Here is an 18,213-nt window from a genome sequence, read left to right on the forward strand (position 1 = left end):
AAGGGGGCCTCCCGGACGGGAGACCCCCTTCACTCATGACGCGTGCGCGGCCTCAGGACTCCAGGCCGATGGCGAAGGCCGCCTCCAGGTCGTGCTGGGAGTACGTGCGGAACGCCACGTGCGTGTCCGTGGCCTCGACGCCGGGGATCTTGCTGATGCTTCCCGGGATCACGTCCGCCAGGTCGTCGTGGCGCGGCACCCGCACCATGGCGATCAGGTCGTAGGTGCCGGTCACCGAGAAGACCTCGCTGACGCTGTCGAGCGCGGCGATCGACTCGGCGATCTCGGGGATGCGGTCCACGCTGGTCTTGATGAGCACGATCGCGGTGATCACGGCTGGCTTTCTCCCTCGGTGGCCGCGGCTGGAGTCTTCACTCTATCCCCACCCCGGTAGCGGCCCCAGGCGTAGAGGAAGCCGACGGAGAAGCCCACCACATGGGAGAGATAGGCGACGCCGGGCCCCGGTCCCGCGGCCCGCGCCGCCAGCCACTGGAGCACGAACCAGAAGATCAGTACGATCCAGGCGGGGAAGCGCAGGGGCAGGAAGAAGAGGAAGGGGAAGAGGCTGGTCACCCGGGAGCGGGGGAAGAGGAAGAGGAAGGCCCCGAGCACCCCGGAGATCGCCCCGGAGGCCCCGACCAGCGTCTGCTCGCTGTTCGCGTGCGCCACCGCGTACCCGACGAGGGCGAGGTAGCCGGTGCCCAGGTAGAAGAGGGCGAAGCCCGCCGGGCCCATGCGTTCCTCGGCCATCGCGCCGAAGACGTAGAGGAACAGCATGTTCCCCAGGAGGTGGAGCCAGCTGCCGTGGACGAAGAGCGCGGTGAACGGGGTGAGCAGGGCGCGGGGCTCGCCGCTCATCAGCTCGGCGGGGATCACGCCCCAGCGGCGGAAGTACGTGCCCTGGGCCGCGAGGAGCGCGTCGCCCGTGCCGTACACCGGGTTGAGACCGGAGACCGGGCTCACCGCGAAGAGCAGGCAGCAGGCGGCGATCAGGCCGTAGGTCACCGTGGGGCCGCCGCGGGTGCCCCGCCAGGCGCCGAGAGCCGCCGCTCGCCAGTCGATCATGGACAGATCATGGCGTACCGGGGCCGAACTGGACAGAGTGCCTCGCCGTGCTCCGGCGCACCGGCGAGGCCGTAGGGTAACGGGCAGTACGACCGCAGTTCGACGGCGCACCGCGGCTCCCGCACCTGGTACACGCAACAGGAAGAAGGACGGCACGATGACGACGGTTCCCCTGCCGACCGCCGAGACCCGCTGGCGCTGCACGCTCTGCGGCAACCTGACCCGATTCGACGTGACCCGCTCCTCGAAGGTCGTGGAGTACGTCCATCTGGACCTCGCGGGCGAGCCGACGGTCGAGGAGCGGCAGGTGGTCAGTGAGACCATCGAGTCGGTCCGCTGCCGCTGGTGCAACGCGGTGGACCAGATCGAACTGGTGGACAGGCCGGGCGCCGCCTCCTGAGGGACGGCGCGGACGACATAGGGGTGACGGATCGTGGAGCAGCCCGCGCACGGTGGAGAGCCGGCCGGCGCGGCAGGTGACGCTGCCGAGACGCTCGACCACCCACTGACGGAAGGCGTACGTCGGCGGGTCGTCGCGCTGGTCGCGGACGCCTTCGGCGGGCTGACCGTCGCGGAGCTGCCGGCACCCCTGCGGCAGTACGCCCGCTTCACCGCGAGCCGGCGGGCCAAGTTTGCCGGCAACGCGATGGCGGCCGCCCTGGAGAGCGACCCGCTCTTCCGGCAGCGGATCGGCGAGCGCTTCAAGCAGGCCCAGCCCGAACTGGCCGGGGCCGTCGAGACGGGCACCCCGCCCGCCGCCGCGGACCCGGTCGACGTGGCCGCGGCCGCCTATGTGCTGCGCCCGGTGGGCTGGGTCAAGCTCGTGGCCGCCGCGGGCGAGGAGGCCCAGCGGGCGGACGCCGAGCGGGCCGACGAGGCCGGGCGGCGCGAGCTGGAGCGGCTGCGCGAGGAACTCGCCGCCGCCAAGGACCGCTCGCGCGGCGAGACGGAACAGCTGCGCCACGATCTGGAAGCCGCCCGGAAGGAAGCGGAATCGCTTCATCGCAAGCTGCGCAGCGCCCAGAGCGATGTGAAGCGGGGCGAGGCGGCGATGCGCCGCGCGCAGGGCGAGATCGACGCTGCGCGGGCGGAGGCGGCGGCCCAGGTGTCGGCCGCGGAGAGCGAGACCCGGCGGCTCAAGGCCCGGCTCGGAGAGGTCGAGGCGGCGCTGGAGGCGAGTCGCAGGACCGCCCGTGAGGGGCGCTCGGTGGAGGACATGCGGCTGCGGCTGCTGCTCGACACCGTGCTCGACGCCGCTCAGGGGCTGCGTCGCGAACTCGCCCTGCCCCCCGTCTCCGTGCACCCGGCGGACACCGTGGACGCGGTGGAGCCGGGGCGGATGTCCCCGAAGGACATCGCGGCGCGGGCGCTCTCCGAGACCGACCCGGCGCTGCTCGACCAGCTGCTCGCGCTGCCGCAGGCGCATCTGGTCGTGGACGGCTACAACGTCACGAAGACCGGCTATCCGACGATGCCGTTGGAGAAGCAGCGGCTGCGGCTGCTCGGCAGTCTCTCGGCCCTCGCGGCCCGTTCGGGCGCCGAGGTCACCTGTGTCTTCGACGGGGCGGAGCTGGCGGCCCCGGTGCTGCTCGCGCCGCCGCGCGGCGTGCGGGTGCTCTTCTCCAAGCCCGGTGTCACGGCGGACGAGTTGATCCGGCAGCTGGTGCGGGCCGAGCCGCCGGGGCGGCCCGTCGTGGTGGTGTCGACCGACCGTGAGGTGGCCGACGGCGTCGCGAAGGCGGGGGCGCGGCCGGTGGCGTCCGCCTTGTTGCTGAAGCGGCTTTCGCGGCTCTCGTAGCGACCTCGTAACTCCTGGGCTTTATGCCCGAATTATGGATGGCGCACCGTCAAGTTGCCATCACTGGCCGTGTGGTGTGTGTAAACAAAGTGCCGCGTGGGCGATATTTTTGCCAGTGGGATTTGAACTGATCACAACTTGGTCACTAGGGTCAGGGCTCGAACCTTCGCACGGTCGATCACTCATCCGGGGTGGCGGCGGAGGAACCGCCTGCCTCTCAACCGGTTGGGCGGCTCTGAGGAAGAAGGAGATCGCCTTCGTGGCGTCCCACCGTCGACCCAAGCAGCCGAGCCGTGCCCGTGTGACCGTGCTCACCGCGGCCGCGGCCGCCGCCGTCGCGCTCTCGTCCCAGACCGGAGCCCAGGCGGCCCCCAAGCCCAAGATCGACGAGGTCAAGGCCAAGGTCGACGACCTGCACCACGAGGCCGAAGAGGCCACGGAGCAGTACAACCAGGCCGAAGAGCGCCGGGGCAAGCTGCAGGACGAGATCGGCAACCTCCAGGACAAGGTGGCCCGCGGTCAGCAGGAGCTCAACACCCTGCGCGACCAGATCGGTTCGGTCGCCAGCGCCCAGTACCGCTCCGGCGGCATCGACCCGGCGCTCCAGCTCTTCCTCTCCGCCGACCCGGACAGCTACCTCGACAAGGCGTCCGCGATCGACCAGCTGAGCGCCCAGCAGGCCGACGTCCTCACCTCGATCCAGGCCAAGCAGCGGACCCTCGCGCAGCAGCGCGCCGAGGCGACCACGAAGCTCGCCGACCTCGAGGACGTCCGCAAGACCCTCGGCGCGAAGAAGAAGAAGTACCAGGGCAAGCTCGCCGAGGCGCAGAAGCTCCTCAACACCCTCACGGCGGCCGAGAAGGCCAAGCTGGAGCAGGAGGAGCGGGCGAAGGAGCAGCGCGCCAGCCGCGCCGCCGGCGAGCGGATCGACCTCGGCAACGAGGCCCCCGCGAGCGGCCTCGGCGCCGCCGCGCTCTCCGCCGCCGCCACCCAGATCGGCAAGCCGTACGTCTCCGGTGCCGAGGGGCCCAACGCGTACGACTGCTCCGGCCTGACCCAGTGGGCCTACGGCCAGGCAGGCGCCGGTCTCACCCGCACCACCTACACCCAGCAGAACGACGGCACGAAGATCGGCCGCAGCCAGCTCAAGCCGGGCGACCTGGTCTTCTTCAACGGCCTGTCGCACGTGGGTCTGTACGCGGGCAACAACACGATCCTCCACGCTCCCAAGCCGGGCGCCAGCGTGCGCTACGAGTCGATGAGCTACATGGGCACGTTCCAGTTCGGTGTCCGCATCGGAGGCTGACACGCCCCGCTCGGGTACGCCGCCCAAACGGGTGGTTCGCCCGGACCCGCGCTGACCTGACGCCCCGCCGGTGACCTGTGTTCTCCGGCGGGGCGTCACTTTGTGTGCCCGTCGGCTTCGTTGGACACGGAGTGATCAGCGGCTACTGTCTGCCGCGCCAGTCTGCGTCGAGCCGAACGGAGCGCGATTAGTGGCGTCCCACCGCCGACCCGCGAGGGTCACCGTCCTGACCGCAGCCGCCGCGGCCACCGCGGCGGCGTCCCTCGGGGCCGTCCCCGCGAGCGCCGACCCGGGAACCGGCGGCACCGCCGCCACCAAGGCCACGGTCGACCGCCTCTTCGAGGAGGCCGAGAAGGCCACCGAGGGCTACAACCAGGCGGACGAGAAGACGGACGCGCTGCGCAGGACGGTCTCCCGGGCGCAGGACGGACTCGCCCGGGGCCAGGACCGCATCAACCACATGCGGGGCGCCCTCGGCTCGGTCGCCGGGGCCCAGTACCGCTCCGGCGGCATCGACCCCGCCCTCGCGCTGCTGCTCTCCTCCGACCCGGACAGCTACCTGGACCGCGCCTCCGCCCTCGACCGCGTCACCGCCCGGCAGGGCGCCGCGCTCGCCGAACTGCGGCGGGAGCAGCGCCGGCTGAACCAGAAGCGGGACGAGGCGCGCATCGCCCTCGCCGAGCTGGAGCGCAGCCGGGCCGACGTCGCCCGCCACAAGCGCGCCGTCGAGCGCAAGCTCGCCGAGGCCCGCCGGCTCCTCGCCTCCCTCACCGTCGAGGAGCGCGCCGACTACGACCGTGCCTCCCGCTCCGGCGGGCGCGCGGAGGAGCTGCCGCCCCTCGCCGACATCCCTGTCGGCTCCTCCCGGGCCTCCGCCGCGGTGATCGCCGCCCGCAGCGCGGTCGGCAAGCCGTACGTGTGGGGGGCGACCGGGCCCTCCGGCTTCGACTGCTCGGGCCTGATGGTCTGGTCGTACCGGCAGGCCGGGATCAGCCTGCCGCGCACCTCCTCCGCGCAGCGGCACGCGGGCCGGCAGGTGCCGCTCTCGCAGGCGCAGCCCGGCGACCTGGTCACGTACCGCGGCGACGCCAGCCATGTGGGCATCTACGCCGGCAACGGTCAGGTCATCCACGCGCCCTACCCCGGTGCGCGGGTCCGCTACGACCCGGTGAACATGATGTCGAACGTGACGGTGACGCGGGTCTGAGGCCGAGCGGGGCGCCGATCCCGCCGGACCGGGAGCGGCACCGGCCGGTCCGACCGTACGATCGGAGGCGTGGCAGGTCAGGGGTGTGGAGCGAGGCGGCCGGCCGTGGCCTGCCTGCTCGCCCTGCTGCTCACGCTCACGGCGCTCGCCGGCTGCTCGGCGGGCGGCTCCGGCGGCCCGGCCGCGGCCGTGGTGTCCCGGGAGATACAGACGCTCCTCGACACGCACGCCAGGGCGCTCCTCGACCGTGACGAAGCCGCCTTCCGGGCGGCCCTCGACCCCGGGTACGCGCCGGCCGCGCTGACCGGGTTCCGGCGGCTCGCGCAGGTGCCGCTCGACGACTGGACGTACCGGGTCACCGGGATCGACCGCACCGGCGACGACCGGGTCACCGCCCGCACCGAGTTCGGCTACCGCCTCCGGGGCCACGACCGGGGGCCCGTCACCAGCGGGCGCGTCCTGGACCTGACCGAGCGGGACGGACGCTGGTACGTCACCGGCGACCGGCCCGCGGAGGGCGCGCCCCGGCAGCTCTGGGAGCAGGGGGACGTCACCACGGTCCGGGGAGCCCGCTCGCTCGTCCTCGGGGTCGGCCAGGATCCGGAGCGGCTCCGGGAGATCGCCGCGGCCGCCGACCGGGCGGTCCCCGCCGTGAGCGCGGCCTGGCCCTCGGAGTGGGCCCGCGAGGTCGTCGTCCTCGTCCCCGGCTCGCTGGACGCGATGGGCGGACTCCTCGGGGCGCCGGGCAGCTCCTACCGGGGCATCGCCGCCGTCACCACGGGGGAGACGGCGGGCGGGGCGAACGCTCCCGCGGACCGGGTCATCGTCAACCCCGAGGCGTACGGCGCACTCGGGGACTTCGGCAGGCAGCTGGTCCTCACCCACGAGACGGTGCACGTCGCCACCCGGGCCCACACCTCAGGGTCCACCCCGGTCTGGCTCTCCGAAGGCTTCGCCGACTGGGCGGCCTACCGGGGCACCGGCCGGACGCCCGCACAGGCGGCACCCGAGCTCGCCCGAGCCGTCCGCGCGGGCGAGCCGCCCGCGCGGCTCCCGGAGGACGCGGACTTCGGCTTCGGCGGCGACACGGAGGCGCTCGCCCGGGCCTACGAGGGCGGCTGGCTCGCGTGCGCGCTGATCGCGGAGCGCTGGGGGGAGAAGGAGCTCACGGAGTTCTACCGCGCGGTGGGGGCGCACCCGGGCCGGGACGGTGCGGTGGAGGAGGCGCTCCAGGAGGTCCTGGACACCACGCCGGAGGAGTTCACGGCCGCGTGGCGGACGTATCTGGGGGAGCGGCTCGGCTGACGCGCTCCGCGCGCGCGTCCAGTTCGGCGAGGGCCTCCGTCAGCCACGCCTTCTCCTCCGTGCCCGTCGCGCGGGCGATCCGCAGCATGCCCTTGCGGAAGAGGTCGGCCTCCTCCTCGGCGCGCACCGGGGTCCCGCCCTCGTAGAAGAAGCTGGCCGGGGCGGTGAGGAACTCCTGGCGGCGGCGGAGCACGGCCGCCTGGTCCGCCGGGTCGGGGAGGTGGCCGAGGAAGGCGAGCAGCGTGAAGAAGCGCTGGCCGTCGGTGATCTCGGCGTCCTTGGGGGCGCGCAGCCGGGCGAGCAGCTCCTGGCGGCCCTCCGGGGTGAGCGAGAGCGTGCGGCGCGGGGCGGCGCTCGCGCCGGGTTCCGTACGGCTGTCGACCAGACCGCTCTTCACGAGGCGGGTGATCGCCGGGTAGAGGGCGCCGTCGCTGACCGGGCGGACGTGGCCGCTCAGGCCGTGGATGCGCTCCTTCAGCTCGTACCCGTGCAGCGGCTTCCCGTACAGGAAGCCCAGGATCGACAGCTCCAGCACCGGGTGCCTCCTTCGCGCTTGTCGTGGGACCGGCCGCCATGCTACCTCTTTTCGATGTGCCTCTATTCGAGGTACATCGAAAAGAGGGGGGACTCTTTCGCATGCCCGCACACCGCCGGACCCTCGTCCGGCTCGCCCGCCCGGTCTACCTGGAACTCCTCGCAGGGGTCGCCGCCGGCATCATCAACATGGTCTGGGTCGCCCGGCTCGGCGGGGACGCGGTCGCCGCCGTGGCCGTCGCCACCAACGTCGAGAACCTCCTCCTCGGCGTCGTCCTCCTCGCCGGCTCGGGCACCACCGTGCTCGTCGCCCGCGCCCGGGGCGCCGAAGATCCGGCAGGCGTCCGCGCCGCCGTCCGCGGCGGCACCGCCCTCTGCGCGCTCCTCGTGCCACCCGTCGCGCTCGGCGGCTACCTGCTTCGGGAACCGCTCGCCGCCCTGCTCCTCGGCGGCCAGGGGCATCCCGCCCACGCCCTGGCCACCGCCTACTTCGCGATCTCGCTCCCCGGCACGGCCGTCTTCTTCGCCACGAACGTCCTCGACGGAATCCTCAAGGGCGCCGGGGACACCCGCACCCCCATGCGGCTCGCCTTCCTCGCCAACGGACTGATCCTCGTCCTCGATCCGCTGCTCATCCACGCCTACGGGGTGCCGGGTGCCGCCCTCGCCACCGTCATCGGCCGGACCGTCGCCCTCGCGGTCGGGCTGCTCGTCCTGCGCCGCACCGCCCTGCTCAAGGCGGCGCGCACCACCCGCCCCGCCCTGTCGACCGCCGCCGCCGTGCGCCGTACCGCCGTCACAGGGCTGCCCATGTCCGTCGACTTCACCGTACGGATGGCCGGAGCGCTCGCGCTCGTCTCCGTCGTCGCCCGGCTCGGCGTCACCGAGATCGCCGCCTACGGCATCGCCACCAAGGCCATGTACGTCGCGACGATGGCCTTCTACGCCGTGCGGCAGGCCGCCGCCATCCACACGGCGCACCTCCTCGGCGCCCTGGAGGCACCGGCCGGCCGACTGCGGCCCGGCGCCCGGGGGCACGAGGAGCGGAAGGCCGTCGCACGGCAGGCCCTCGTCCTCGCCGCCGGCCTCGGCGCGACCGCCGCCGTGCTGCTGCTCCTCGGCGCGGGACCGGTCATGCGGGCCTTCGGCGCGGAGCCGGCGGTGGCGGAGTCGGGCGCGCTCTTCCTGCGCTGCCTCGGCCCCTACCTGGTGCTCATGGCCTGCTTCATCGGGGTCGCCGGGGTCTTCGAGGGCAGCGGGGCCGGTCCGTACCTCGCCCGGATCACCGTCGCCGGCGTCCTCGTCCAACTGCCGCTCGCCTACGCCCTGTCAGGACTCGGACTCGCCGGGATCTGTCTGGCCATGGCCCTCGCCATGGCCGTGCAGTGCGCCGCTCTCGGCCTGCTGCACCGCCGGGGCACCGACGCTCAGAAGGAGCCGGACAGGGCCTTCTCGCGCTCCGGCTGAGCCGCCTGGGCGGGGATGGCCGCCTCGACGAGACGCGGCTCCGTCACCGTCTGGCGCCACAGGATCCGGCAGGCGATGAGCGCGGCGGCGATCAGCATGCCGTTCCGGGTGAACAGCACCGCCATGCCCAGCGGGTCGCTGCGCGTCACGTGCGAGAACCACACCGGGAACTCGAAGTGCGTCACCGCCGTCGCCCAGATCACCAGGTACACCGGGACCCGCATCCGGCTCGACCGGTAGGCGAGGCAGACCGCGCCCAGGCCGACCAGCCACAGCATGTACTGCGGGGAGAGCACCCGGCTCGTCACCGTGAACAGCAGCACCGCCACGAAGGCCGCGTCCGCGACCGTCGACGAGACGAAGCGGCGGGAGCGGATCCGCCACAGCAGGAGCCAGGCGAAGGCGGCGATGGTGAGCGCGAGCGCGGCGGTGGAGACCGCGGAGACGTACGGGCCGAGGAACTCGATCGAGCCGTAGTTCATCCGCGCCTCGCCCTCCCAGCCGAAGTGCCGGATGACGTGGAAGACCATCGCGCCCAGCGACTCGACCTCCGTGCCGCGGTCCCGCTGGAAGGAGAGGAAGGCCAGCGCCCCCGGCATCCACAGCACGCACAGCAGCAGGACGGCGGCCGCCGCGCCCGCCGCCGTCGACCAGGCGCGGAAGGTCGCGCGGCCCTTCGCGGTGCCCACGAGGATCAGCGCGGGCCACACCTTCAGGACCGCGCCGAAGCCGGCGAGGGCGCCGAGGACGCGCGGGCTCCGGCCGGCCGCGAGCAGCCCCGCCACCGCGACGGCGGTCACCATCACGTCGTACCGGGCGTACGCGGTCGGACCGAGCAGCGGGACGCCCGCGATCCACATCCAGGCGCCGTCGAGCCTCCGGCCCGCGCGGCGGCCCGTGCGCACGAGCAGCCCGAAGACGAACGCGTCGCAGAGGAAGGCGAGGACGAAGAAGGCGGACGAGTAGTCGAGGAACGGCAGCAGCCCCGGTGAGAGGATCGCGAGGGCCGCGGCCGGCGGGTACTGCCAGGTGACGTCGTCCAGCGGGTACGTGCCGGTCCGCAGGACCTCGTACCAGCCCTGGTAGATGTTCGAGACGTCGAAGGTGATGTCCGGCCCGGGGACCACCACGATCTTGAAGACACCGATCAGCAGGACGACCCTGGTGAGAGCCCAGAGACCGAGCGGAAGCCGCAGGCTCATGAGTGCGTTCTTCACTACGCCGCCCGTCATCGCTGAATCGTCCTTGTCCTGTCGTTCCGCTCACGCGGAGAAGTGGTGGTGCCGGGCGGTGAATGCCATCGCGTACTGTCGGCCACGATGGACAAGACCCTGATCGTAACCAACGACTTCCCGCCACGACCCGGCGGAATCCAGGCGTTCCTGCACAACATGGCGCTGCGCCTGGACCCCGAACAGATCGTGGTCTACGCCTCCACGTGGAAGCGAAGCCGCGAAGGAGTCGAGGCGACCGCCCTGTTTGACGCCGAACAGCCTTTCACGGTTGTCCGCGATCGCACCACCATGCTGCTGCCCACCCCTCGGGTCACCGCCCGCGCCACCGCCCTGCTGCGCGAGCACGGCTGCCGGTCCGTGTGGTTCGGTGCCGCCGCGCCGCTCGGCCTGATGGCCCCGGCGCTGCGCCGGGCGGGCGCGAAGCGGCTCGTCGCCACCACCCACGGGCACGAGGCCGGCTGGGCCCAGCTGCCCGCGGCCCGGCAGCTCCTGGGGCGGATCGGCGAGGGCACGGACACCGTCACGTACCTCGGCGAGTACACCCGCTCCCGGATCGCCGAGGCGCTCACGCCCGCCGCGGCCGCGCGGATGGTCCAGCTCCCGCCGGGCGTGGACGAGAAGACGTTCCACCCCGACTCGGGTGGCGCCGAGGTCCGCGCCCGCCTCGGGCTCAGCGACCGGCCCGTCGTCGTCTGCGTCTCCCGCCTCGTCCCGCGCAAGGGCCAGGACACCCTGATCCGGGCCCTGCCCGCGATCCTGCGGCGGGTCCCGGACGCGGTCCTCCTGATCGTCGGCGGCGGCCCGTACGAGAAGGACCTGCGCCGCCTCGCCCACGAGACCGGCGTGGCCGGATCCGTACGCTTCACCGGCGCCGTCCCCTGGGCCGAGCTCCCCGCCCACTACGGAGCCGGCGACGTCTTCGCGATGCCCTGCCGCACCCGCCGCGGCGGCCTCGACGTCGAGGGTCTCGGCATCGTCTACCTGGAGGCCTCGGCCACCGGCCTGCCCGTCGTCGCCGGCGACTCCGGCGGCGCCCCCGACGCCGTCCTCGACGGCGAGACCGGCTGGGTCGTCCGCGGCGAATCCGCCGAGGAGACCGCCGACCGCGTCGCGACGCTCCTCCTCGACCCCGAGCTCCGCGCCCGCATGGGCGAGCGCGGGCGCGCCTGGGTCGAGGAGAAGTGGCGCTGGGACCTTCTCGCGGAGCGGCTCAGGGAGCTGCTCTGACACCGCGGGAGGAAGTGCGCGGGAGGAAGTGCGCGGAGGGGCCCCGGGCGATGTGTCCGCCCGGGGCCCCTCTCCGTTGCGTCGTACGGACGACCGGCCGGGCTCAGCCCTGGTAGATCGCCTCGATCTCGTCCGCGAACTCCCGCGCCACGACATTGCGCTTCAGCTTCAGGGACGGGGTGATGTGGCCCGCCTCCTCCGTGAACTGGGCGGGGAGCACCCGGAACTTGCGGACCGACTCGGCCTTGGAGACCGCGGCGTTGCCGTCGTCGATAGCGCGCTGGACCTCCGCCAGGAGGTCGACGTCCTCGCGCAGGGAGGCCGCCGAGGAGCCGGCCGGCTTGCCGTGGTCGGACGCCCAGCGGCCGAGGAACTCCTCGTCCAGGGTGACGAGCGCGCCCACGAACGGACGGCCGTCGCCGACCACCATGCACTCCGCGACCAGCGCGTGCGCCCGGATGCGGTCCTCGATGACCGCCGGCGCGACGTTCTTGCCGCCCGCCGTCACCAGGATCTCCTTCTTGCGGCCCGTGATCGCGAGGTAGCCGTCCTCGTCGAGCGTGCCGATGTCGCCCGTGTGGAACCAGCCGTCCGCCAGCGCCTCGGCCGTCGCGGCCTCGTTGTTCCAGTACCGCGAGAAGATGTGCTCGCCGTGCAGCAGCACCTCGCCGTCGTCGGCGATCCGGACCACGGAGCCCGGCAGCGGCTGCCCGACCGTGCCGATCTTCTGACGGTCCCAGGGGTTGAACGCGGTCGCCGCGCACGACTCCGTCAGGCCGTAGCCCTCCAGGACGGTGAAACCGATGCCCCGGAAGAAGTGGCCGAGCCGCTCGCCCAGCGGCGCGCCGCCCGAGATCGCGTACTCGCCGCGCCCGCCGAGGACCGCCCGCAGCTTGCCGTAGACGAGCTTGTCGAAGAGCTTGTGCTTGAGCTTGAGGCCGAAGGACGGGCCCTCGGGGGTCCCGATCGCCCGGCTGTACGCGATCGCCGTGTGCGCGGCCTTGTCGAAGATCTTGCCCTTGCCGTCGGCCTGCGCCTTGGCCCGGGCCGAGTTGTAGACCTTCTCGAAGACCCGCGGCACGCCCAGGATCAGCGTCGGCCGGAAGGAGGCCAGCTCGTCCGTGAGGTTCTTGATGTCGGGGACGCAGCCGAGCCGGATCGGCGCCATGACGGACGCGACCTCGACGAGCCGCCCGAAGACGTGCGCGGCCGGCAGGAAGAGCAGCACCGAGCACTCGCCGGTACGGAAGAGGGGCTTCAGCCGCTCCACGATGTTGCCGCACTCGGCGAAGAAGGCCCGGTGGGACAGGACGCAGCCCTTGGGGCGGCCCGTCGTGCCCGAGGTGTAGACGATCGTGGCCGGGTCGTCGGCGTTCGCCGCCGACATCCGCGCGTCGAGCAGCTCGTCGGAGACGTCCGCGCCCTCGGCGGTGAGCCGCTCGACCGCGCCCGCGTCGATCTGCCGGACGCCCTTGAGCCCCGGGAGCTCCGCCCGGACGGACTCCACCGACGCCTCGTGGGCCGCGCTCTCCACGAGCGCCAGCGAGGCGCCCGAGTCGCCGAGGATCCACTGGATCTGCTCCGGCGAGCTCGTCTCGTAGACCGGCACGGTCACGCCGCCCGCGCTCCAGATCGCGAAGTCGAGGAGCACCCACTCGTACCGCGTACGGGACAGCAGCGCGACCCGGTCGCCCGCCTCGACGCCCGAGGCGATCAGGCCCTTGGCGACCCCGCGGACCTCCGCGAGGAACTGCGTGGCCGTCACGTCGGTCCAGACACCGTCGACCTTGCGTCCCATCACGGCGACGTCTGGGTGACGGGAGGCGTTGCGGCGGATGAGATCCGTCAGGTTGCCGTCCGTGGGGACCTCGTACAGGGCCGGAAGGCTGAACTCGCGCAAGACTGCTGCTCCTCATCGGGCGCCGGCGCCACGGCTCTGTGTGATGCACCGGTGTGGTCCATGATCGGGCAGGTGCTCAGTGGGGGTGAGCACGACTGGACCGACCGGACGTTACCCATCAGTAGTTGGTTCCGATAGGGGGTCCCGGCCAGATGTTCCGTGCGTCACACATGCATGACGATGCTGTGCGCACAGTAATCCACGGGTTTCGCGACTCGGAAGTAACCGCAGGTGACACCCCCTAAGGTGGGCTCATGCGAGTCCATGTGGTCAGTGACGTGCACGGCAACGCCGAAGACCTCGCCAAGGCGGGGGAGGGTGCCGATGCCCTCATATGTCTCGGGGACCTGGTCCTCTTCCTCGACTACGCCGACCACAGCCGGGGGATCTTCCCCGACCTCTTCGGCGTCGAGAACGCCGACCGGCTCGTGGAGCTGCGCACCGCCCGCCGCTTCGACGAGGCCCGTGACCTGGGCCGCCGCCTCTGGGCCGAGCTGGACGTCGACCGCGACACCGCCATCGAGGCCGCCGTCCGCCGTCAGTACGCCGAGCTCTTCGCCGCCTTCCCCGCCCCCACCTACGCCACCTACGGGAACGTCGACATCCCCCGGCTCTGGACCGAGTACGCCACACCGGGCACGACCGTCCTCGACGGGCAGCGCGTCGAGCTGGGCGGCCTCACCTTCGGCTTCGTCGGCGGCGGACTGCGCACCCCGATGCGCACCCCGTACGAGATCTCGGACGAGGAGTACGCGGCCAAGGTCGAGGCCCTCGGGGACGTCGACGTCCTCTGCTCCCACATCCCGCCGGACGTCCCCGAGCTGACCTACGACACCGTGGCCCGCCGCTTCGAGCGCGGCAGCCGCGCGCTGCTCGACGCGATCCGGCGCACCCGGCCCCGGTACGCCCTCTTCGGCCACGTCCACCAGCCGCTCGCCCGGCGGATGCGGATCGCCGCGACCGAGTGCGTCAACGTCGGCCACTTCGCCTCGACCGGCAGGCCCTTCGCCCTGGAGTGGTGAAAGGCGCGGAGCCGCGGCGCGATAGCCTTCCGTCGGCACATCTGTACGTTTGTGCCCTTGTTTTCCTTCGAGTTCTCGCCGGACCGCACAGTGGAGGAGCCACCGCGATGGCCGAACACACCAGCTCCAGCATCACGATCGAGGCGGCGCCGGCCGACGTCATGGGTGTGATCGCCGACTTCGCCCGCTACCCGGAGTGGACGGGCGAGGTGAAGGAGGCCGAGGTCCTGGCGACGGACGCGTCCGGCCGCGCGGAGAAGGTCCGGCTGCTCCTCGACGCCGGCGCCATCAAGGACGACCACACCCTGGCGTACACCTGGACCGGCGCCGACGAGGTCAGCTGGACCCTGGTCAAGTCCCAGATGCTCCGCTCCCTCGACGGCTCCTACCGGCTCGCCGCGCTCGGCGGCGGCACCCGCACCGAGGTCACGTACCAGCTGACCGTCGACGTCAAGATCCCCATGCTCGGCATGATCAAGCGCAAGGCCGAGAAGGTCATCATCGACCGCGCCCTGGCCGGCCTGAAGAAGCGCGTCGAATCCGGCGTGTGAACCCCCGGCGGGCCTGCCGCCCGCCGGGCCGGGCCCGCGGGGGCCGACCGACGGCACACCCCTGCGGAGGGCGGCGGTAACGTCCTCCGCATGCGGATCATCCTTGTCACCGGCCCCGGCGGCGCCGGACGCACCACCGTCGCCGCCGCGACCGCCCTGGCCGAGGCGCGCGCCGGGCGCCGGGTCCTGCTCGTCTCCGAGGAGGCCGACCCGGGGCTCGCAGGGGGCGGCCTGAGCATCCTGCGCCCCGATCCCGCCGCGGACTTCCGGCGCGAGTTCCTCGCGCTCCAGGCCCGCTCCGCCGCCGCCCTCGACCTCCTCGGCGCCGCGCCCTTCGAGGACGCCGAGCTCACCGAACTCCCCGGCAGCCGCCAGTTCGCCCTGCTGAGGGCCCTGCGCGACGCCGCCCAGGGCGAGCACGACCTCGCCGTCGTCGACCTGCCCCCGCTCCCCGAGGCCCTCGCCCTCCTCGCCCTGCCCGAGCAGCTCCGCCGCTATCTGCGCCGCCTCCTGCCCCCGGAACGGCAGGCCGCCCGCGCGCTGCGCCCCATGCTCGCCCAGCTCGCCGGTGTCCCCATGCCCGCGCAGTGGCTGTACGAGACCACCGCCCGCTGGGAGGCCGAGCTGGCCGCCGCCCAGGCCGTCGCCGAAGCCCCCACCACCAGCGTCCGGCTCGTCCTCGAACCCGGACCCGCCGCCGTGCGCGCGCTGCGTACCGCCCGGCTCGGCCTCGCCCTCCAGGGCCTCACCCTCGACGCCGTCGTCGCCAACCGGCTGCTCCCCGCCGACTCCGAGGACCCCTGGCTCGCCGGGCTCACCGCCCAGCAGCACCGGCACCTGGTGGAGCTCCGTACCGCCGCGGGCCTCGTGCGCGAGCTGCCGCACCTCGGCCGCGACCCGCGCGGCGCCGAGGACCTCGCCCTCCTGGCGCCCGTCCCTCCCGCCGCCCCCGCCCCGGTCCCCGTACCCGGCCGTGAGGTCGAGGACCGGCGGGAGGAGGACGGCGTCCTCGTCTGGCACATCGCGCTGCCCGGCGCCGTCAAGGAGGAGCTCGCCCTCGTCCGCCGCGGCGACGAACTGCTCCTGACCGTCGGCCCGTTCCGCCGCCACCTGCCCCTGCCGTCCGTCCTGCGCCGCTGCACCGTGACCGGCGCCGGGCTCGTCGAAGGGGACCTCAGGGTCCGTTTCACCCCCGACCCGGGACTCTGGCCACGGACCCCCTGAGGGCGTGTACCGTCGAAGTACCAGCCACTGAGGAGTACGCCATGAGCGATTCGGATGCCTGGGCCAAGGCGTGCGCCGAGGACCTGGAGGCGGAGAAGGCCCGCCGCCGCGCCGAGCGCGGTGCCGAGCCCGGCTCGGCCGCCGAGGAACTCCGCAAGCTCTTCGACGCCGTCGCCGACAAGGTCTCCGGGGGACTCGGGGGCCCGCTGCTCGGCGGTCTCGGCGGGCAGACCGTCCAGCAGTTCGTCAGCCAGGCGAAGGCCGTCGTCGAGCCCGTCATCGAGCGGAACCCGCAGGTCTTCGACCACCTCGCCGCCGCCGGGAACGAACTGCTCGCCGCCTACCGCTCCGCCGTCGAGGGCCACGAGACCCGCTGGACCCGCGGCGGGACCGTCGCCGACGACGACCCGCGCCGTGAGGCCCACACCCGCGACGACCGGGACAGTGAGGACGGCGGGGACGAGCCGCGCCGCGACGACGAAGGGCCGGGAACGGGTCAGCAGATCGACCTCGACTGATCGGGACTGATCGGGACGACCCCTCCCCTCGGGTACGGTGGGCCGTAGCGGGGCTCGACCGAATACTGAGGGACACATGGGACTCACCATCGGCGTCGACATCGGCGGCACCAAGATCGCGGCCGGCGTGGTCGACGAGGAGGGCAACATCCTCGACACGCACAAGGTGCCCACCCCGCCGACCCCCGAGGGAATCGTCGACGCGATCAGCGCCGCGGTCTCCGAGGCGGGCAAGGGACACTCGATCGAGGCCGTGGGCATCGGTGCCGCGGGCTACGTCGACGACAAGCGCGCCACCGTCCTCTTCGCGCCGAACATCGACTGGCGGCACGAGCCGCTGAAGGACAAGGTCGAGCAGCGCGTCGGCCTCCCCGTGGTCGTCGAGAACGACGCCAACGCGGCCGCCTGGGGCGAGTACAGGTTCGGCGCCGGCCAGGGCCACGAGGACGTCATCTGCATCACCCTCGGCACCGGCCTCGGCGGCGGCATCATCATCGGCAACAAGCTGCGCCGCGGACGCTTCGGCGTGGCCGCCGAGTTCGGCCACATCCGGGTCGTCCCGGACGGTCTGCTGTGCGGCTGCGGCAGCCAGGGCTGCTGGGAGCAGTACGCCTCCGGGCGCGCGCTCGTCCGGTACGCCAAGCAGCGTGCCAACGCCACGCCGGAGCGCGCGGCGGTCCTGCTGGGCCTCGGCGACGGCACCCCCGAGGGCATCGAGGGCAAGCACGTCAGCCAGGCCGCCCGTGCCGGCGACCCGGTCGCCGTCGACTCCTTCCGCGAGCTGGCCCGCTGGGCGGGCGCCGGTCTCGCGGACCTGGCCTCGCTCTTCGACCCCTCGGCGTTCATCGTCGGCGGCGGCGTCTCGGACGAGGGCGACCTCGTCCTCGACCCGATCCGGAAGTCCTTCCGGCGCTGGCTGATCGGCGGCCAGTGGCGCCCGCACGCGCAGGTCCTCGCGGCCCAGCTCGGCAACAAGGCCGGCCTGGTCGGCGCGGCCGACCTGGCCCGCCAGGGCTGACCCCCGTACGAAGGCATACGACGACCGCCCGCCGCGTCCTCTCGGACACGGCGGGCGGTCGTCGTATCTTGACCGGCATGGCGATCAGTGAGCTGCCCAACTCCCGCACCGAGGCGGACGGTTCGGCCGTCCTCCGGGTCCTGAGCTACAACGTCCGCTCGATGCGCGACGACGAGGACGCCCTCGCCCGGGTGATCCGGGCCTGCGCCCCGGACCTCGTCTTCGTCCAGGAGGCCCCGCGCTTCTTCCGCTGGCGCAGGCACGCGGCCCGGCTCGCCGCCAAGAGCGAGCTCGTGATGCTGAGCGGCGGCGCCACCGCGGCGGGGCCGATGCTCCTCTGCTCCCTGCGGGCCACCGTGGAACGCACCGAGGACGTGCTGCTGCCGCTCACCCCCGGCCTGCACCGCCGCGGCCTCGCGACCGCCGTCGTCCGCTTCGCCGGGGCCAGGGTCGGGCTGATCAGCTGCCACCTGAGCCTGCGGAAGGACGAGCGGTACGCCCAGGCCGGGATGGTCCTCGACCGGGTCGCCGCGCTGGGCACCCCGTACACCCTCGTGGGCGGAGACCTCAACGAACGGCCCGGCGGCCCCGCCTTCACCCGGCTCGCCACGGAGCTCCGGGACGGCTGGGCGGTCAGCCCCTGGGGCGGTGAGCACACCTCGACCCCGGCCGACCCGCACCAGCGCATCGACGCCATCCTGGCCACCCCGGGCATCGAGTTCCTCGGCTGCGGGGTCCCGCCCCACCTCGACCCCACGGACCTGAGAACGGCCACGGACCACCTGCCAGTGCTGGCGGCGGTCCGTGTGCCCGCCTCGTAGGGCGGGGATTCCGCC

General features: G+C 73.1%; 18 protein-coding genes. 13 read left to right on the plus strand and 5 right to left on the minus strand.

From position 1 onward, the window contains the following. Positions 1 to 52 precede the first annotated feature (52 nt). A complete protein-coding gene (locus DEJ46_RS29110) occupies positions 53 to 334 on the minus strand; it encodes an Lrp/AsnC family transcriptional regulator (RefSeq protein ID WP_030205672.1) in 282 nt (93 codons plus the stop codon). After that, positions 331 to 1,065, minus strand: a complete 735-nt coding sequence (locus tag DEJ46_RS29115; protein WP_150271070.1) for a rhomboid family intramembrane serine protease — start codon at positions 1,063 to 1,065, stop codon at positions 331 to 333. The genes DEJ46_RS29110 and DEJ46_RS29115 overlap by 4 nt, the downstream gene beginning before the upstream one ends. A gap of 157 nt (positions 1,066 to 1,222) precedes the next feature. Between DEJ46_RS29115 and DEJ46_RS29120 the strand changes: the two genes are divergently transcribed. The 5 genes from DEJ46_RS29120 (at position 1,223) to DEJ46_RS29140 (ending at position 6,681) form a co-directional block, all read left to right on the plus strand. After that, positions 1,223 to 1,465: a hypothetical protein gene (locus DEJ46_RS29120; RefSeq protein ID WP_015033005.1), complete on the plus strand. Its 243-nt coding sequence runs from the start codon at positions 1,223 to 1,225 to the stop codon at positions 1,463 to 1,465. Positions 1,466 to 1,498: 33 nt separating this feature from the next. Beyond that, positions 1,499 to 2,863, plus strand: a complete 1,365-nt coding sequence (locus DEJ46_RS29125) for an NYN domain-containing protein (protein WP_150271072.1) — start codon at positions 1,499 to 1,501, stop codon at positions 2,861 to 2,863. 259 nt (positions 2,864 to 3,122) lie between these two features. Further along, positions 3,123 to 4,169: a C40 family peptidase gene (locus DEJ46_RS29130; RefSeq protein WP_150271074.1), complete on the plus strand. Its 1,047-nt coding sequence runs from the start codon at positions 3,123 to 3,125 to the stop codon at positions 4,167 to 4,169. Positions 4,170 to 4,359: 190 nt separating this feature from the next. Then, complete coding sequence (locus DEJ46_RS29135) at positions 4,360 to 5,376, plus strand: C40 family peptidase (RefSeq protein ID WP_150271075.1); 1,017 nt, start codon at positions 4,360 to 4,362, stop codon at positions 5,374 to 5,376. Positions 5,377 to 5,445: 69 nt separating this feature from the next. Then, complete coding sequence (locus tag DEJ46_RS29140) at positions 5,446 to 6,681, plus strand: hypothetical protein (RefSeq protein WP_150271077.1); 1,236 nt, start codon at positions 5,446 to 5,448, stop codon at positions 6,679 to 6,681. Here the strand turns inward: DEJ46_RS29140 and DEJ46_RS29145 are convergent. After that, a complete protein-coding gene (locus DEJ46_RS29145) occupies positions 6,638 to 7,216 on the minus strand; it encodes a PadR family transcriptional regulator (RefSeq protein ID WP_150271079.1) in 579 nt (192 codons plus the stop codon). The genes DEJ46_RS29140 and DEJ46_RS29145 overlap by 44 nt on opposite strands. 101 nt (positions 7,217 to 7,317) lie before the next feature. Here DEJ46_RS29145 and DEJ46_RS29150 point away from each other — a divergent pair, with 101 nt between their 5' ends. Further along, entirely contained in the window at positions 7,318 to 8,682 is a 1,365-nt protein-coding gene (locus DEJ46_RS29150; protein ID WP_150271080.1) for an MATE family efflux transporter, read from the plus strand. On the opposite strand, the gene DEJ46_RS29155 is transcribed toward DEJ46_RS29150, so the two are convergent. Beyond that, complete coding sequence (locus tag DEJ46_RS29155; RefSeq protein WP_150271082.1) at positions 8,643 to 9,914, minus strand: glycosyltransferase family 87 protein; 1,272 nt, start codon at positions 9,912 to 9,914, stop codon at positions 8,643 to 8,645. The genes DEJ46_RS29150 and DEJ46_RS29155 overlap by 40 nt on opposite strands. Before the next feature lie 87 nt (positions 9,915 to 10,001). On the opposite strand from DEJ46_RS29155, the gene DEJ46_RS29160 reads away from it, so the two are divergent. Next, complete coding sequence (locus tag DEJ46_RS29160) at positions 10,002 to 11,144, plus strand: glycosyltransferase family 4 protein (protein ID WP_150271084.1); 1,143 nt, start codon at positions 10,002 to 10,004, stop codon at positions 11,142 to 11,144. Positions 11,145 to 11,247: 103 nt separating this feature from the next. Here DEJ46_RS29160 and DEJ46_RS29165 read toward each other — a convergent pair whose 3' ends face one another. Further along, positions 11,248 to 13,044: an AMP-dependent synthetase/ligase gene (locus DEJ46_RS29165; protein ID WP_150271086.1), complete on the minus strand. Its 1,797-nt coding sequence runs from the start codon at positions 13,042 to 13,044 to the stop codon at positions 11,248 to 11,250. 254 nt (positions 13,045 to 13,298) lie between these two features. Here DEJ46_RS29165 and DEJ46_RS29170 point away from each other — a divergent pair, with 254 nt between their 5' ends. From DEJ46_RS29170 to DEJ46_RS29195, 6 genes are all read left to right on the plus strand, one after another. Beyond that, entirely contained in the window at positions 13,299 to 14,066 is a 768-nt protein-coding gene (locus tag DEJ46_RS29170; RefSeq protein ID WP_150271088.1) for a metallophosphoesterase, read from the plus strand. A 107-nt stretch (positions 14,067 to 14,173) separates the two neighbouring features. Further along, a complete protein-coding gene (locus DEJ46_RS29175; protein WP_150271090.1) occupies positions 14,174 to 14,617 on the plus strand; it encodes an SRPBCC family protein in 444 nt (147 codons plus the stop codon). Positions 14,618 to 14,707: 90 nt separating this feature from the next. Then, entirely contained in the window at positions 14,708 to 15,841 is a 1,134-nt protein-coding gene (locus tag DEJ46_RS29180) for an ArsA-related P-loop ATPase (RefSeq protein ID WP_150271092.1), read from the plus strand. Positions 15,842 to 15,882: 41 nt separating this feature from the next. Continuing rightward, entirely contained in the window at positions 15,883 to 16,359 is a 477-nt protein-coding gene (locus tag DEJ46_RS29185; RefSeq protein ID WP_150271093.1) for a DUF5304 domain-containing protein, read from the plus strand. Between the two features lie 76 nt (positions 16,360 to 16,435). Next, positions 16,436 to 17,377, plus strand: a complete 942-nt coding sequence (locus DEJ46_RS29190) for an ROK family glucokinase (protein WP_150271095.1) — start codon at positions 16,436 to 16,438, stop codon at positions 17,375 to 17,377. 77 nt (positions 17,378 to 17,454) lie between these two features. Next, positions 17,455 to 18,198, plus strand: a complete 744-nt coding sequence (locus tag DEJ46_RS29195) for an endonuclease/exonuclease/phosphatase family protein (RefSeq protein ID WP_150271096.1) — start codon at positions 17,455 to 17,457, stop codon at positions 18,196 to 18,198. Positions 18,199 to 18,213: the final 15 nt, after the last annotated feature.

The sequence above is a fragment of the Streptomyces venezuelae genome (genome assembly GCF_008642375.1).
GTDB lineage: Bacteria > Actinomycetota > Actinomycetes > Streptomycetales > Streptomycetaceae > Streptomyces > Streptomyces venezuelae_G.